This is a genomic window from Alicyclobacillus tolerans (assembly GCF_048984885.1).
GTDB lineage: Bacteria > Bacillota > Bacilli > Alicyclobacillales > Alicyclobacillaceae > Alicyclobacillus_I > Alicyclobacillus_I tolerans.
Window position 1 is genome coordinate 699,455 of record NZ_JBMGNK010000002.1, and the last position, 15,546, is coordinate 715,000.

At 42.2% G+C, this 15,546-nt stretch carries 11 protein-coding genes; 8 read left to right on the forward strand and 3 right to left on the reverse strand.

The window, feature by feature from the left end; translation table 11 throughout:
• The first annotated feature begins 119 nt into the window (after positions 1-119).
• From uvrB to hprK, 3 genes are all read left to right on the forward strand, one after another.
• Positions 120-2,105 carry an excinuclease ABC subunit UvrB gene (gene uvrB / locus ACOJUR_RS03625; RefSeq protein WP_203115070.1) on the forward strand — a complete coding sequence of 662 codons (1,986 nt, stop codon included), beginning with the start codon at positions 120-122 and terminating at the stop codon, positions 2,103-2,105.
• Positions 2,106-2,167: 62 nt separating this feature from the next.
• A complete protein-coding gene (uvrA, locus tag ACOJUR_RS03630) occupies positions 2,168-5,059 on the forward strand; it encodes an excinuclease ABC subunit UvrA (protein ID WP_306954925.1) in 2,892 nt (963 codons plus the stop codon).
• Positions 5,060-5,096: 37 nt separating this feature from the next.
• Positions 5,097-6,044 (forward strand): HPr(Ser) kinase/phosphatase, encoded by a 948-nt coding sequence (gene hprK, locus ACOJUR_RS03635; RefSeq protein ID WP_072873565.1) that lies wholly within the window; start codon positions 5,097-5,099, stop codon positions 6,042-6,044.
• Between the two features lie 86 nt (positions 6,045-6,130).
• On the opposite strand, the gene argS is transcribed toward hprK, so the two are convergent.
• The gene (gene argS / locus ACOJUR_RS03640) at positions 6,131-7,861 is read right to left on the reverse strand and encodes an arginine--tRNA ligase (protein WP_072873564.1); all 1,731 of its coding nucleotides are present in this window, start codon (positions 7,859-7,861) and stop codon (positions 6,131-6,133) included.
• A gap of 218 nt (positions 7,862-8,079) precedes the next feature.
• Between argS and ACOJUR_RS03645 the strand changes: the two genes are divergently transcribed.
• From ACOJUR_RS03645 to ACOJUR_RS03665, 5 genes are all read left to right on the forward strand, one after another.
• Complete coding sequence (locus tag ACOJUR_RS03645) at positions 8,080-9,822, forward strand: tetratricopeptide repeat protein (RefSeq protein ID WP_306954920.1); 1,743 nt, start codon at positions 8,080-8,082, stop codon at positions 9,820-9,822.
• 257 nt (positions 9,823-10,079) lie between these two features.
• Positions 10,080-10,946: an RNase adapter RapZ gene (gene rapZ / locus ACOJUR_RS03650; protein ID WP_072873562.1), complete on the forward strand. Its 867-nt coding sequence runs from the start codon at positions 10,080-10,082 to the stop codon at positions 10,944-10,946.
• Between the two features lie 2 nt (positions 10,947-10,948).
• Positions 10,949-12,112 carry a gluconeogenesis factor YvcK family protein gene (locus ACOJUR_RS03655; RefSeq protein ID WP_420949274.1) on the forward strand — a complete coding sequence of 388 codons (1,164 nt, stop codon included), beginning with the start codon at positions 10,949-10,951 and terminating at the stop codon, positions 12,110-12,112.
• 15 nt (positions 12,113-12,127) lie between these two features.
• Positions 12,128-13,060, forward strand: coding sequence for a DNA-binding protein WhiA (whiA, locus tag ACOJUR_RS03660; RefSeq protein WP_203115073.1), 933 nt, complete (start codon positions 12,128-12,130; stop codon positions 13,058-13,060).
• Positions 13,061-13,140: 80 nt separating this feature from the next.
• Complete coding sequence (locus ACOJUR_RS03665) at positions 13,141-13,620, forward strand: hypothetical protein (protein WP_420949275.1); 480 nt, start codon at positions 13,141-13,143, stop codon at positions 13,618-13,620.
• Positions 13,621-13,686: 66 nt separating this feature from the next.
• On the opposite strand, the gene ACOJUR_RS03670 is transcribed toward ACOJUR_RS03665, so the two are convergent.
• Positions 13,687-14,289 carry a response regulator transcription factor gene (locus ACOJUR_RS03670; RefSeq protein ID WP_072873558.1) on the reverse strand — a complete coding sequence of 201 codons (603 nt, stop codon included), beginning with the start codon at positions 14,287-14,289 and terminating at the stop codon, positions 13,687-13,689.
• Positions 14,286-15,506: a sensor histidine kinase gene (locus ACOJUR_RS03675; RefSeq protein WP_420949276.1), complete on the reverse strand. Its 1,221-nt coding sequence runs from the start codon at positions 15,504-15,506 to the stop codon at positions 14,286-14,288. Before ACOJUR_RS03675 ends, ACOJUR_RS03670 begins: the two co-directional genes overlap by 4 nt.
• Positions 15,507-15,546: the final 40 nt, after the last annotated feature.

Below are 15,546 nucleotides of genomic sequence, written 5' to 3' on the forward strand. Positions count from 1 at the left end.
CTGAGGATGGCAGATTGCTGTCCTTTTTTATTTTTAAAAATTGCGAACATTTGTTCTTGTTTTTTGTAGAATGTGATATTCTTAATGAAAGAGGCTTCTTGCTAGGAGGTCAAACTATTTTGGAACGTGAGTACAGAAAGTTTAAACTGGTATCACAGTATCATCCGCAAGGAGACCAACCAGAAGCTATCAGAGGCTTGGTAGAGGGTGTTCAAGGATTATTAAGACATCAAACCTTGCTTGGGGTAACTGGTTCAGGAAAAACATTTACAATGGCAAATATTATTGCTGAATTAAATAGACCTACTTTAGTGATAGCGCATAATAAAACATTGGCAGCACAACTTGCGGCAGAATTTAAAGACTTCTTTCCTGAAAATGCAGTTGAGTATTTCGTCAGCTACTATGATTATTATCAGCCGGAGGCTTATATTCCTTCGACAGATACCTATATAGAAAAAGATGCAAAAATTAATGATGAAATTGATAAATTGCGCCATTCGGCGACAGCATCTATTTTAGAAAGAAACGATGTTATTGTGGTCGCCAGTGTATCGGCTATATATGGGTTGGGTAGTCCGCAGGAATATGCAAGTCATGTATTGTCTTTGCGTGTCAATAGCACACGTTCTAGGGATTCTATCCTTCATCGATTGGTAGACATGCAGTATGAGCGTAATGATATGAATTTTACGCGAGGCACATTTCGCGTTAGAGGTGACACAGTAGAAATTTTCCCAGCCTCCAGGGGCGAGCATGCCATTCGTGTCGAGTTGTTTGGAGACGAGATAGATCGGATCACCGAAATCGATGTATTGACTGGAGAAGTGGTAGGGTATAGAGAGCATGTCTCTATTTTCCCGGCGTCTCACTTTGTTACATCACGTCCACGTCTGGAAGCAGCTATTACAAGAATTCGTGATGAACTCAAAGAAAGATTGACAGAGTTGCGTGCCAATGGGAAGCTTCTGGAAGCCCAACGTTTGGAACAAAGAACAAATTACGATATTGAAATGATGCTGGAAATTGGTTTTTGTACAGGTATTGAAAACTATTCCCGTCATTTAGAAGGGCGAGCGGCAGGTGAACCTCCCAATACGCTATTAGATTATTTTCCAGATAACTTTATTACTTTTATTGATGAATCTCACGTCACATTACCGCAAATTCGAGGGATGTACGGTGGAGATAGAACTCGCAAGCTAACTTTAATTGAGCACGGTTTTAGGCTTCCGTCGGCAGCAGATAACAGACCTTTAACTTTTGAGGAATTTGAACAAAAAATTGGCCAAATTATTTATGTTTCTGCAACCCCCGGTCCTTACGAGGAAGCCCATGAACAAAAACGAGTGGAACAAATCATACGTCCAACAGGCTTGCTCGATCCGTTAATCCATGTAAGGCCCACAAAAGGACAAATTGATGATTTAGTTGTAGAAATTCAGGGAAGAATCGCTCGCAAAGAAAGAGTTCTTATCACAACTTTAACGAAGAAAATGTCCGAAGATTTAACGGACTACCTCAAAGAGATAGGAATTAAGGTTCGTTATTTACACTCTGATATTAAAACCATTGAACGTATGGTCATTTTGAGAGATTTACGCTTAGGAGTATTTGACGTTTTGATTGGTATTAACTTGCTTAGGGAAGGTCTTGATTTGCCTGAAGTTTCACTTGTTGCCATATTAGATGCGGATAAAGAAGGATTTTTACGCGCAACTACTTCTTTGATTCAAACGATTGGCCGGGCTGCACGAAACAGTCACGGAGAAGTTATTATGTATGCCGATCATATTACCGAATCAATGCGCCTTGCGATTGATGAAACCAATCGGCGACGAGCTAAACAGATTGCTTTTAATGAGTTACATGGTATCACTCCGCAAACGGTACAAAAATCTGTACGTGCTGTAATTGAAGCAACACGCTCTGCTGAAGAGGCAAACGATTTTATTCCTTTAGCAGAACGAGCTAAAAAAATGTCGAATAAAGAGAGAAAAACTTTAATTGAAAAACTGGAAGAAGAAATGCGGAAAGCAGCAAAGGAATTGCAATTTGAACGGGCCGCTGAACTTCGTGATTTAATTGTTGAATTGACTGGTTAGAGTAAGCCAATTTCCTTTATTTTTCTAAACATGACCGCTATTCGGATAATGTGAGGTGTACAATGAGCAGCGCATATATTGAAGTAAAAGGTGCGCGTGCGCACAATTTAAAGAATATTGATGTGCGAATTCCACGCGACCAATTTGTAGTCATTACGGGATTAAGTGGCTCAGGGAAATCTTCTCTGGCTTTTGACACCATTTATGCAGAGGGACAGCGGCGATATGTTGAGTCTCTATCGGCTTATGCGAGACAATTTCTCGGTCAAATGGATAAGCCTGATGTTGATTCTATTGACGGTTTGTCGCCTGCGATATCTATAGATCAGAAAACGACAAGTCGCAATCCTCGTTCTACTGTGGGTACGGTCACTGAAATATATGATTACTTGCGTCTTTTATTTGCAAGAATTGGTCAACCTTATTGTCCCAATTGTGATATTCCCATTACATCGCAAACTGTAGAGCAGATGGTAGATCATCTGATGCATCTCCCAGAAGGCACGCGCATACAAATTCTCGCGCCGCTTGTACGTGGACGAAAGGGAGAGCATCAAAAAATATTTGATGAAATACGTAAACAAGGTTATGTGCGAGTGCGTGTGAATGGTGAAACACTTGATGTACAAGAGAAAATTCAGCTTGAAAAAAACAAAAAACACAATATTGAAGCTGTCGTTGACCGTATTGTTATCCGTGAAGACATAACCTCTCGTTTAGCCGATTCTTTAGAAACCGCGCTTGGGTTGGCGGGCGGAATCGTACTTGTGGATGTTATAGGAAAAGAAGAAATTCTTTTTAGTCAAAATTTAGCATGTCCTAATTGCCAATTTAGTGTGGAAGAACTAGCACCGCGCATGTTTTCTTTTAACAGTCCATTTGGAGCATGCGAAGCTTGTACGGGATTAGGTGTTAAAATGGAAGTTGATGAATCATTGGTCATACCTAATCCGCAATTATCCATTGATGAAGGCGCCATTGATCCATGGACCGGATCGACCTCAAACTATTACCCACAATTATTGAAATCAGCCTGTCAAACACTCGGTATTGACACTCAGGTACCCATTGCTGAATTGCCTGAAGAAGCGGTTGAAAAAATTTTATATGGAAATGGTGTGCGAATTCAGTTTCGATATGAAAATGAATTTGGACAGCAGAAAACTGCTGAAATACCGTTTGAAGGTGTGATTCCTAATTTAGAACGTCGATATAGGGATACTGCATCCGAGTCTATAAGAGAATTTATTGAAGGTTATATGAGTGCGAAGCCATGTCCAGCTTGTAAAGGAAAACGGCTCAAACCCCAATCGCTTGCTGTACGCGTTGGAAATCGAAATATTGCCGATGTAACAGAGGATTCGGTTATTGAGTCGCTGGCTTTCTTTCAAAACCTACGACTCTCTGAGAAGGAATGGGCGATTGCACGATTAATTCTCAAAGAAATCCAGTCGAGATTAGGTTTTTTGAAAAATGTTGGACTCGACTACTTAACACTTTCCCGTGCTGCAGGTACGCTCTCTGGTGGGGAAGCGCAACGCATACGTCTAGCTACACAGCTCGGTTCTAGTTTAATGGGTGTACTCTATATTTTGGATGAGCCGAGTATCGGATTGCATCAACGTGATAACGAACGGTTGATAAAAACACTCGAACATATGCGTGATTTGGGCAATACGTTGATTGTGGTCGAACACGATGAAGATACCATGCTTGCCGCAGATCATATTATCGATATGGGAGTTGGCGCCGGGGCGCATGGCGGACAAGTCATTGCGCAAGGAACACCGCAAGAGGTTATGTCTAACGAACAATCGATAACGGGAAATTATTTATCTGGTAGAAATTTTATTCCTGTTCCAACGGAGCGTCGTCACCCAGATGGACGTTATCTGGAGATTCGTAAAGCTAAAGAAAATAATCTCAAAAATCTTTCCGTGAAAATTCCTATTGGCCTGTTTATTTGTGTAACAGGAGTATCGGGATCGGGGAAATCCACACTGGTTAATGAAATTCTTTACAAATCACTGGCTCGCGATTTAAATAAAGCTAGAGTAAAACCTGGAAGATACGAGTCCATACGAGGAATGGAGTATCTTGATAAAGTGGTGGATATTGATCAGTCTCCCATTGGTCGAACGCCTCGCTCCAATCCTGCTACCTATACAGGAGTTTTTGACGATATTCGAGATTTGTTTGCAACGACTAACGAGGCTAAAATACGCGGGTACAAAAAAGGTAGATTCTCTTTTAATGTCCGCGGGGGACGATGTGAGGCTTGCAAGGGTGATGGCATTATTAAAATTGAAATGCATTTTTTGCCTGACGTGTATGTACCTTGTGAAATTTGCAAAGGTCGCCGTTATAATAGAGAAACTTTAGAAGTTCGCTATAAAGGAAAAAACATAGCGGACATTCTGGATTTGACGGTAGAAGAAGCGCTTCAATTTTTTGAAAATATCCCTCGCATCTCAAGAAAGTTACAGACGCTACATGATGTTGGTCTTGATTATATGAAACTTGGACAGCCAGCGACGACCATGTCAGGTGGAGAAGCGCAACGTGTTAAACTCGCAAGTGAATTGCATCGGCGCAGTAATGGACGGACATTTTACATTCTGGATGAACCGACCACTGGATTGCATGTAGCGGATATTGCAAGACTTTTGACAGTTCTTCATCGTCTTGTAGAGCAAGGGGACACTGTGCTCGTCATTGAACATAATCTGGATGTTATCAAAACAGCAGATTATGTTATCGATCTCGGTCCGGAAGGTGGCGATAGGGGAGGTACACTGGTAGGGACTGGAACGCCAGAAGACATATGCAATTTGACGAATTCATATACAGGGCAATTTTTGCGACCTATTCTTGAGCGTGACAAAGAGCGTACTCGGCATGCTCAAATTAAATTAGCTGAATATAGCTTGGTTGCAGAAAAAACTGAGGGTTAATGTTTTTATTCAGAGAATGGCGAGTGGAGGGGTTCAGATGGAGCGAGGCATCACAGTGCAGGAACTGGTTGATAGTCTGGGCATGCACGTCTTTACTCCAGATGCTAATTTACAGCGAGTCATTCGTACTGTAGATATAAATCGTCCTGGTCTGGCTTTAGCTGGCTATTTACGATACCATCCAGCTGAACGGGTACAATTATTAGGTCGAACTGAGCTTTCTTTCTTGCAAGGAATGAATCCTCGAGAGCAAGCTTTACGAGTATTTGCTTTCTGTGCATATGAAGAAACACCTTGTGTCATCATCAGCCGCAGTGAAATGCCTCCAGACCCGTTGCTGGAAGAGGCTTTACGTAGAGAATTGCCAATCCTTGGTACGCAAATGGTGACCACAAGAGCCGCAGCCACTCTCTCAAACTTTTTGGAAGAACGTCTGGCCCCCGAGACACTGGTTCATGGTGTGTTGGTAGATGTGTATGGTATCGGTATTCTCATTACTGGTAGCAGTGGTATAGGCAAGAGTGAAACTGCGCTTGAATTAATCAAGCGAGGTCATCGATTAGTTGCGGATGATGCGGTATTAATTCGCCAAATTTCCGATGATACATTACTGGGCAGTCCGCCTACTTTACTTCAACATTTGTTAGAGATACGAGGACTTGGTGTATTGAATGCTATGACTCTTTTTGGAGCGGGGGCTGTTCGAACGCACAAGAAATTAGTAATGGTCATTCATTTGGAAGCTTGGCAGGAGAATAAGGCTTACGATCGACTGGGAATTGATCATCATACAATGCGAATTCTTGATGTGGAAGTCCCCTTGGTTACCATTCCGGTTCGGCCAGGACGCAACTTGGCAGTTATTGTTGAAGTAGCTGCCATGAATTTCCGCCTAAAGGGGATGGGTTACGACGCTGCTAAAGCTTTTACAGAAGAATTAGCGGGGGTCATTGCGAGTCATGTAGAGGAGAATCCTTCTTCTTAAGTATGCGTTAAATTAGACAAAAAAGGACTGCAGAGCTTTGCTTTGCAGTCCTTTTTTAGGAATATTAGCTGAAACACTTGTACGGATTACATGGCTTCAGGCGCTTCGATAGCTAATAAATGTAGAGTATGAGCAAGAACATGTTTGGTTAGACGAACCAGATCCAATCTTCTTTGGCGGATAGAATGGGGAGCAGTAAGGATCGGATCGTCATGATAAAAACGATTAAACGCGTGACTGACGAGCAGGGCAAAACGAGCTATCACTGACGGGTCATATTGATCGACTGCTCTCTCAAAAAATTCATTAGCCTGCGCAATTTGCTTAAGCAGAGACCATTCAGATGGCGTCAATGTAAAGGATTGGAGTGCAACATCAGGTACTGAAACGCTGGAATTCATTTCTTCCTGAGAAATGGTGGTTAAAGCTTTTCGCAATACACTACATGCTCGTGCATGCGTATATTGAACATACGGACCAGTCTCTCCATCAAAATTGAGCACATCTTCGTATCGAAAATCCACATCATGGATTCGATAAGTTTTCAAATCATTGAAAATCACTGCCCCAACACCTACCTGGCGAGCTACTTCATCTGGGTTGGAGAGATTCGGATTTTTACTCTCAATAATGGAGCGTGCTTCTTGGATAGCTTTTTCAAGCACATCTTCCAAATAAACAACATGTCCACGACGCGTTGAAAGTTTCTCCCCATTGAATTTCATAAGTCCGAAGGCTACATGTACACAGTTGGAGGACCAATCTCTACCCATTAAATCCAATACTTTAAATACTTGCTGAAAATGTAAGGTCTGCTCCGAACCGACAACATACAAGAGATAATCAGCGTGAAGTTTGTCATGCCGATAAAGGGCGGCTGCTAAATCTCTAGTCGCGTATATGGTGGTACCATCAGATTTTCGGATAATACATGGAGGCATGTTCCACTCTGATAAATCAACAACGAAAGCACCATCACTTTCCACTAATAGATGTTTGTCTTGCAGTTCCTCAACAACAGCTTCCATTTTATCGTTGTAAAAACTTTCACCAAGATAATGGTCAAAATGAACACCGAGCAATCGATAGGTTTTTTCGAATCCAGTCAAACTTTCTTTGATAAACCATTGCCATAAACGAATGGTTTCCTCGTCCCCATCCTCAAGCTTTTTGAAACAGTACCTTGCTTCTTCCTCTAAGTGAGGATTCTGTTCAGCTTCTTGATGAAATCGGACATATAACTGAAATAGTTCGCGAATTGGATTCTCTTTAACTTTATCTTCTGAGCCCCATTTTTGATAGGCAGCAATAACTTTTCCAAATTGAGTGCCCCAGTCTCCAAGATGGTTGATACCGATTCCTTCAAACCCATCTTCTTTTAACATCCTCAGTAAGGCTTCACCAATAATGGTGGAGCGTAAATGGCCAACTCCGAAAGGTTTGGCAATATTGGGGGAAGAGTAATCGATAGCCACTCTTTTGCCCAGAAATCTCTGTCTTGTAAACAGGTTTGCTATATGTGTGGAGGAAATTTCAAAAACTTTATTCCATATTACGCTATGTCGAATTTTCATATTGACGTAGCCGTTCTCAACGGTGACACTTTCTAAACAAGTTGCAGATTTGAGTAATTGGGCAATATCATGGGCAATTTGTTGAGGATTTTTTCTTAACTTTTTTGCAAATTTAAAGCAGGGTAACGCTAAATCCCCGAGTTCTGGGTTTGGTGGATATTCCATCAGCATAGCACAGTTTTCCGGAGTTTCCTGTAAAGTGCTCGCTATCTTATTGGCCAGTTCAATTTTTACTGTACGCATATTCTCTCTCCCCGACGTCATCGACTATTGAATTGTCCTATTATAGCATGGTTCAAAGATGACTTAGACAGACCTAGCTTCTAGAGTTTCGTTTGGGTATGGTATACTGTCCGTGATTAGTTCACATAATTTGGAGTTTTGTCAGACAACCTGCAGCTTGTAGCTGATTTCTACATGAACTGTAATATTGAATTTGTCTGGCTTGGAGGTGATTGAGCTTGAAACCTGTCTCACCCAAGCGTTCATCTAATTTGCAGGGACATTCCAATAAAGTTATTCCATTTCAACAGACGGCTGATTATTTCCATGAAAGAGGATTGGAATATTTGCGGCGCAACGATTTACACAGGGCGTTGCGTGCTTTTCAGAGAACCGTAGAGGCTGATCCAAATAACCCAGCAAATCATTGTAATGTTGCTGGGATTTTAGCGGAATTAGGTCAATTTACAGATTCGATAGCCGTTCTTGAGAAGGTTTTGCAAGAAGTGGATCCCGATATGTCCGAATGTTATTTTTATCTGGCTAATAACTATGCTCATCTTGGCCAATATGATTTGGCAGAGGAGTATATTTTACGATATTTAGATGTCTGTCCTGATGGTGAATATGTATTGGAAGCAGAGGAGATGTTAGATCTCCTTTTAGAAGAATTTGGCGGAGGTCAGGCTTATTCACGTTATGAAGCAGAGCAAGAAGAACAAGAGCGTGCCGCTGCTTTGCGTGATGGTCGACATTTGTTAGAACAGGGTAAATTTGAAGAAGCTGTTGAATGGCTGGAAAGAATGATTGTCAAGGAGCCAGAAAACATAGCTGCTCGCAACAATTTGTCCTTAGCTTATTTTTACACTGGGCAAACTGAAAAAGCATTGAAAATGGCAGAAGAGGTATTGACCCAACAGCCTGACAACTTGCATGCTCTCTGTAATTACGGGGTTTATATTAAACAGCAGTGGGGTCAAGAAGCTGCGGTTGAATATTTCAGTAAGTTTGAACCTGTATTCCCGCTCAACTACGACTTGGCCATGAAATTGGCTACTACGTATGGATTGGTTGGGATGCATGTTCAAGCAATGCGCTGCTTTTTGACGATAGCGAGATTTACAATTGATCCTGATGTCATCCTGATTCATTCCATTGCTGCTGCTGCGGCAAATGCGGGGTATTTTGCAACTGCCAAGCGTTGGTGGACTAAGTTGTCCAAAGACGAAAAAATGTATCAGATGGCTGAATATTACCTGCGAGTGCTTTCTGAAGCTGAACAAGAAGGATACAAAAAAGTAAATATTTCTTACCAGTATGATATTCCCGTACAACTGCAGTATGTAGAAATGAGACGCCGATTGAAAGAGATGGATGTTGAAACATGGCGTGACGATCCAATTTTCCGTGCTTCTCTTCAGTGGGGTTTAATTCATGGCAATCAGCAGACAAAGTTTTCCATTCTCTTTGCACTTAGTCAAATCGGGGACGATGTAGCTGAAAAAATGGTTCGCCAATTTTTACGGGAACAGGATGTTGAAGAAGAATTACGTATTTACTCATTGCTTTTGCTCAAACATATCAGCAAAGTCAATTTTGTGGAAATTCGTCACAATCATCAGTTACAAAGGTTATCGCTAACAGATGTTCAAGAAGACATCATCCTTCAGGTTAATCGATATTATCAAGAAGTTTGGAGCTTAGCTGAATTATGGTTATTTCGTCAAGGATATCAAAATATCCATGGCTTGGTTAAAAAGACCTGGTTGAAATATCTGTATCTCAGATTGCCGGAAGACGATAAAAAAATTGGTAAAATTGGAATTTGGGCTGGAGGGCTGTTATATTTAGTGCTCCGTTACGAAGGAATATCAGTTACTTTACGTGAACTTTCAGAGGCGTTTGAGGTTTCATCCACTTCGATTCGCAAGGCTTCTCAAAGAATTGAGCAACTACTTTTGCAAAATGTCCAAAAAGAATAGCTGTTGTCATGAAAACTTAAACCGTTTGTAATACGCTTGCAATATGTTCGGCGTACTATACAGGTGTAGCACATTTGACCCCCTTTTAATATATTCCTTGTGGCGCCCAATCTGGGTGCCATTTTTTTAATGATGTCAAGGATAAAAACCTAATGGGATGCCAAGACAGTTGAATGGAGATATGGGTTTTGTGTCGTTGTTGAGGAATGAGTGGCGTGCTATGCTTGAAGAACAAGAGACTAGGGAGTGGGCAGTCTGTGACGGAGCGCATACGCACTTTAGTTTTGACAGGCATGTCTGGGGCAGGGAAAACGGTAGCCATGCAATCCTTAGAAGATGCTGGTTATTTTTGTATTGACAACTTGCCCCCGATATTGTTACCAAAGTTTCTCGATGTTGTTGGTCAATCGGGAGGACGCATCAGCAAAGTTGCTTTAGCATGCGACTTACGTGGAGGAGAATGGTTTGAACCCCTCCTTGAAATGGTAAAGCAATTGCGTCTCAATCAATCTTTAGAACTCTCTATAGTCTATTTAGACGCTAGTGATGAAGTATTGGTTCGCCGTTATAAGGAATCGAGACGACGGCATCCTATAGCGCCTTCAATGACTTTGCTGGAAGGTATAGCTAAAGAACGAGCGGCATTGGAACAAATTCGCAATGCAGCCGATGTGGTTTTGGATACCAGTCATTGGCGTCCGAATCGATTGAAGCAGGAAATTATTCAAAGATTTGCGGAACATCAACCTCGCATGCCCGTTCATATTGTTTCTTTTGGTTTCAAATACGGAATACCAATTGATGCGGATATGATTCTTGATGTACGTTTCTTGCCTAATCCTTATTATATTGATGACTTGCGACCGTTGACAGGTGAAGATGAACGTGTATTTGAATATGTCATGCAGTGGCCTGCCACTCAAGAATTCATAAAACGAACAGAGGGTTTGCTGCAATTTTTAATTCCTGAATTTCGTAAGGAAGGAAAAAGTCATTTAGTCATCGGTATTGGCTGCACAGGAGGAAAACATCGCTCGGTAGCCATATCGTGTTATCTTGCTCAGAGTTTGCAAAATTTATCAGATATTCAACTGATACATCGGGACAGCAGGCGGGAGGGATAACCATGCGAAGATGGTGGTGGGTAGCCTGGACTGTTGCTTGTATCGGGATCGGGATATTGGCAGGTACCTTGCGGTTAGCTAACTGGCAACATGGTACAGAAGCTGGCGGTATGGTTCTGGCAGCCGCAGTTTTTCTTTTGGCGTTGGGCTGGTGGCGTGAAGTGCGGCGCAATCGACAAATTGCGAATGCAGCTAAGCGGCGATTGAAAATTGTGGCTATTGGTGGAGGGACAGGACTTTCTGTAGTATTGCGAGGATTAAAGGAGTTTCAGGTGGATTTAACAGCCGTTGTAACCGTTGCAGACGACGGGGGTTCCTCAGGGAGACTGCGCAGCGATTTTTCCATGCCTCCGCCTGGCGATATTCGCAACTGTCTGGTAGCGTTGGCTGATACTGAGCCGTTGCTTGAACGACTCTTGCAATTTCGCTTTGAATCTGGTGAAGGTTTGGCCGGACATAGCTTTGGCAATCTGTTTTTGGCCGCCATGACTCATATTATGGGCGATTTTGAATCAGCAATTCGTGAGACAAGCCGAGTTTTGGCTGTACGTGGAAGAGTTTTGCCTGCCGTCAAGGAAGATGTAAAACTACAAGCCATCTTGGCTGATGGTCGAGTGGTAGAGGGTGAGTCCAAAATTCCCGAGGCCGGATCGCAAATTAAAAAGATTCAACTCGTCCCGGAAGACTTAAAACCGCTACCAGAAGTGTTACAAGCCATTCAAGAAGCGGATGGCATTGTGATAGGACCAGGCAGTCTCTACACAAGTGTTCTTCCGAATTTGTTGATTCCTGGAATGGTAGAGGCGATTCAGTCCAGTAAGGCCTTAAAATTATACATTTGCAATGTAATGACGCAACCTGGTGAAACGGATGAATTATCTGCTTCAAGTCACGTAGAGACGATTTATCATCATACCAAGCCGGGTTTGTTTGATTATGTCTTGGTAAATTCGGCTAATTTTCCAGAGGAAGCGTTGCATCAATATCGCGAACAAAACTCGTTCCCAGTACAACCAGATATTGAGCGATTGCATCAATTGCGTGTTCGTGTGATTGCCAGAAACTTTGTGCATTATGCAACATATGCTCGGCATGACAGTCGTTTGATAGCCGAACAAATTATGTCCCTTCTTGGCTATGAGCGGGAGAGTGCAGGCGAGTGGTGAAAGAGAGGTGGAAGCATGTCCTTTGCTTCCGAAACAAAAAAAGAATTAACTTGGATTCATGAACGATCCGATTGTCAAATCAGTGAATTTGCCGCAGTGGTCAGTTCAATTGGTGTATTTGTAAAACAAGATGGTCGATTGTCTATTGTCATGGAAACGGAAAATGTAGCAACCGCACGCCGTATTTACACACAGTTAAAGGAAATGTTAAATCTTTCCGCAGAAGTAGTTGTACGTCGAAAAATGCGATTGAAAAAAAATCACGTGTACGGAATCCGTCTCAGCGAATCTCAAGCGTTATCTATGCTGGAGCAACTGAGTTGGCGTGATATGCCTATGACAGAAGGGCATCTCCCGTTTCGTATACCTCCACATACTCATACCCAGGCCTTGCGCGCCTATTTGCGAGGCATATTTTTGGCAGCAGGTTCGGTGAATGCACCTGGCAGTTCTTCTTATCATCTTGAGGTTCAGGTACCTTCTCAAGAACATGCAAAGTATGTACAGTCACTCTTGAATAGTTACCAGTTAAACGCGAAATTTTTTCAAAAGAAAAAAGCTTATATTGTCTATTTGAAAGAAGGAGAGAAAATTGTGGATTTTCTTTCCATAATTGGCGCTCATCAAGCTTTGCTTAAGTTTGAAGATACTCGAATTTTAAAAGGGATGCGCAATCAGGTAAATCGACTTGTTAATTGTGAGACCGCCAATATGAACAAAACCATCAGTGCCGCCGTGAGGCAATTGGAATCGATACGCCGTCTTGAAGCAACGGTAGGACTATCTTCCTTGCCCGATCATCTTCGTGAAGCTGCAGAACTTCGTCTTCGTTATCCGGAAGCCAATCTACAGGAACTATGTAGCCATTTGCACAATCGTGTCAGTAAATCAGGGTTAAATCACAGATTTCGCAAATTGATTGAATTAGCTGATCAAATTCAGCCGTAAACCTTATGAGTAGCTTGGTCTACTCCGGATAACAAACCCATACATTATAATGATAGACCCTGTGACGGGAGATGGGGCGTGTGCGGTTTGTTGCAAAAAAAGCGCGTAGCCCATGGGTGCAACCGCGCTGGTTGATTGTATTGGCAATCATATCTGCAACTTTCATCTTTGAAATCATGCGCTGGATTATTCCTTTTGAGTCGCGCAATCCGCTCTACCAAGAAGTTACTATTGGCGAACCGGTTATTGCTGATTGGGTGTATAACGGGGTAGATGAAGAAGGGTATCTGCGTTTTTTCAATCGCCTAGATGATCAGACGGTGGTGCTTCCTCCCGACAGTCACTTGTTTGGTGCTGATGGGCGTTTTGTGGTTCTTGAGCATCATACCCCCACGTCCTTGACTTATGCTGAACCGATTGAAGCCTTGCCAACTCGCTGGATTTTAGTAATCCTTGGCTTAATAGCCGCTCTTGTGGCTTTAATTCTGTGGCGTTTTCAAATCTGGCGTCAAAAGTTCATGAAAAAATTTCATCCACAACGGCGTATCATGCGTCGATAACGTTACTTTTCCATCGCTATGCTCATGGTATGTATGGTCTATTCATGAATTTGGTGCATGTGAGAATTAAAGCCATCCTTGTTCATGAGCAAGCCGAGCAGCTTCATAGCGGGAGGAAACATGCAGTTTGCTCAGGATATCGGATAGATAATTGCGAATTGTTCCATCACTTAAATGCAGTTTTAAAGCTATTTCTTTCGTTGAATATCCTTTAGTTGCCAAACGTAAGATATCAATTTCTTTCGGGCTTAGAGGATTTTGAAATTCCCAAGCGGAAAATACCAGTTCGGGAGAAATGACCTTTCCTCCTGCTGCTACTTTACGGATGGCTGACGCTAGTTCAGTAAATTCAGCGTCCTTTAACAAATAACCGTTTGCTCCACTGGAAATCGCACGCTGTATATAACCAGGGCGGGCAAAAGTAGTCACAATAATAATTCGACATTCCGGCTTTTCCCGTTTGATCCATTGTGCTACGTCCAATCCGCTCATTTTTGGCATCTCAATATCCAACATGGCAATATCGACAGAAGTTGAACGAAGACCAGCTATGGCCTCATCACCGTCTGCTGCTTCACCTACGACTTCAAAATCGCTTTCAAAGGATAGCAATTGAGCTAACGCTCGTCTGACTAACCTTTGGTCTTCAGCAATAAAGAGTTTTATCATTCGGACACCTCAATATCCTGGTGAGGTTCATGAATTTGCTGTTTCGTTTTCTGAAGGAGGGGTAGTACAAGTAATATACTGTATCCTTCATGCAGAGATTGCACGTGTAAATCATTCGGTAAATCAAGGTGTTTTGGCTTTTCACCTTGCCAGTGGAAAACTTGTCCGTCAGCTGCTGAAATTCGACTCTGGATGCCCATCAGCCCTAATCCTTTTCTGGCCGATCCGGTTGCTTTTTTGGATTGTCCATCATTTTGTACAAGCATCCATATTTTCTCCTCTTCTCCGGTTTGGTCTCGAAGTAGACGAATCCATACTTTTTCTCCTTCACTATGATGAACGATATTGCTTGAAATTTCACGCAAACACGCAGCGAAGACTTGGAGCGTAGGATGATTCTGCGGTATACACGGTGAGATTTCGGTCGAAACAGACCAACCAGCCTTCTCCAGAAAAGTGCTAATCATGTGTAATTCTTCATGGAATAGGCGAGTTTGATTAACGGCGATGTACTGTCTGACTCTGTTCAAGGCTTCTCGTGCCGCGGTTTCTATAAATTTTAGTTCCTGTTCTGCTGCTTCGTAATGACCATGTTGCAATTGACGTTGAGCTAGTTGGGCACCCAATGTCAAGCTCGCCAGTTCATGACCCATGACATCGTGCAATTCACGAGAAATACGTTCCCTCTCATTGATCTGTGTTAAAAATTCGATTTCAGCATTTTGTTGACGAAGTCTCAAATTGGCATCGTTCAGTCGGATTTGTTGGCTCATAATAAAGTACATGGCAAATACGCTCAGAGATACAGTAATGTAAACCAGAAGAGCAGGGCCCCAAGACAAATGCTGATAATGAATCATACATACAGCTTCTGCAGCAAAGATGAGTTGAGTAAGTGCAATCAGTTTTTTGGCTACTAAAGGAGGAACTGAGAAAATGATAATGGCAATCAAATAGTACTCCATATAAAAATATCCTATTGAATAAAACCAGGCGAGCGAGAGAATGATGGCCGCCTGAATGACAATAGAGAAGTAATGCCATATACGAATCGGTTTGCGAAAAGCAAACGAATATAAATACGCTGTTAAGATGAGAAGCAGAAACCCAATAATACGCTGAGTGATACCATGTACATCAAACAAATAGATAGCAGGGATAACGAGCAACAATTGATAGGATGTGCGAACGAAAAAGAGATGATTGAACATTTTCATTCGCAATCCCTCACTTATCTTTCAATTCCATTTCTTCATA

Bases quoted from the DNA above. Each gene is read 5' to 3' on its own strand.
- uvrA (WP_306954925.1), top strand. From the start codon at position 2,168: ATGAGCAGCGCATATATTGAAGTAAAAGGTGCGCGTGCGCACAATTTA.
- hprK (WP_072873565.1), top strand. From the start codon at position 5,097: ATGGAGCGAGGCATCACAGTGCAGGAACTGGTTGATAGTCTGGGCATG.
- argS (WP_072873564.1), bottom strand. From the start codon at position 7,861: ATGCGTACAGTAAAAATTGAACTGGCCAATAAGATAGCGAGCACTTTA.
- ACOJUR_RS03655 (WP_420949274.1), top strand. From the start codon at position 10,949: ATGCGAAGATGGTGGTGGGTAGCCTGGACTGTTGCTTGTATCGGGATC.
- whiA (WP_203115073.1), top strand. From the start codon at position 12,128: ATGTCCTTTGCTTCCGAAACAAAAAAAGAATTAACTTGGATTCATGAA.
- ACOJUR_RS03670 (WP_072873558.1), bottom strand. From the start codon at position 14,289: ATGATAAAACTCTTTATTGCTGAAGACCAAAGGTTAGTCAGACGAGCG.
- ACOJUR_RS03675 (WP_420949276.1), bottom strand. From the start codon at position 15,506: ATGAAAATGTTCAATCATCTCTTTTTCGTTCGCACATCCTATCAATTG.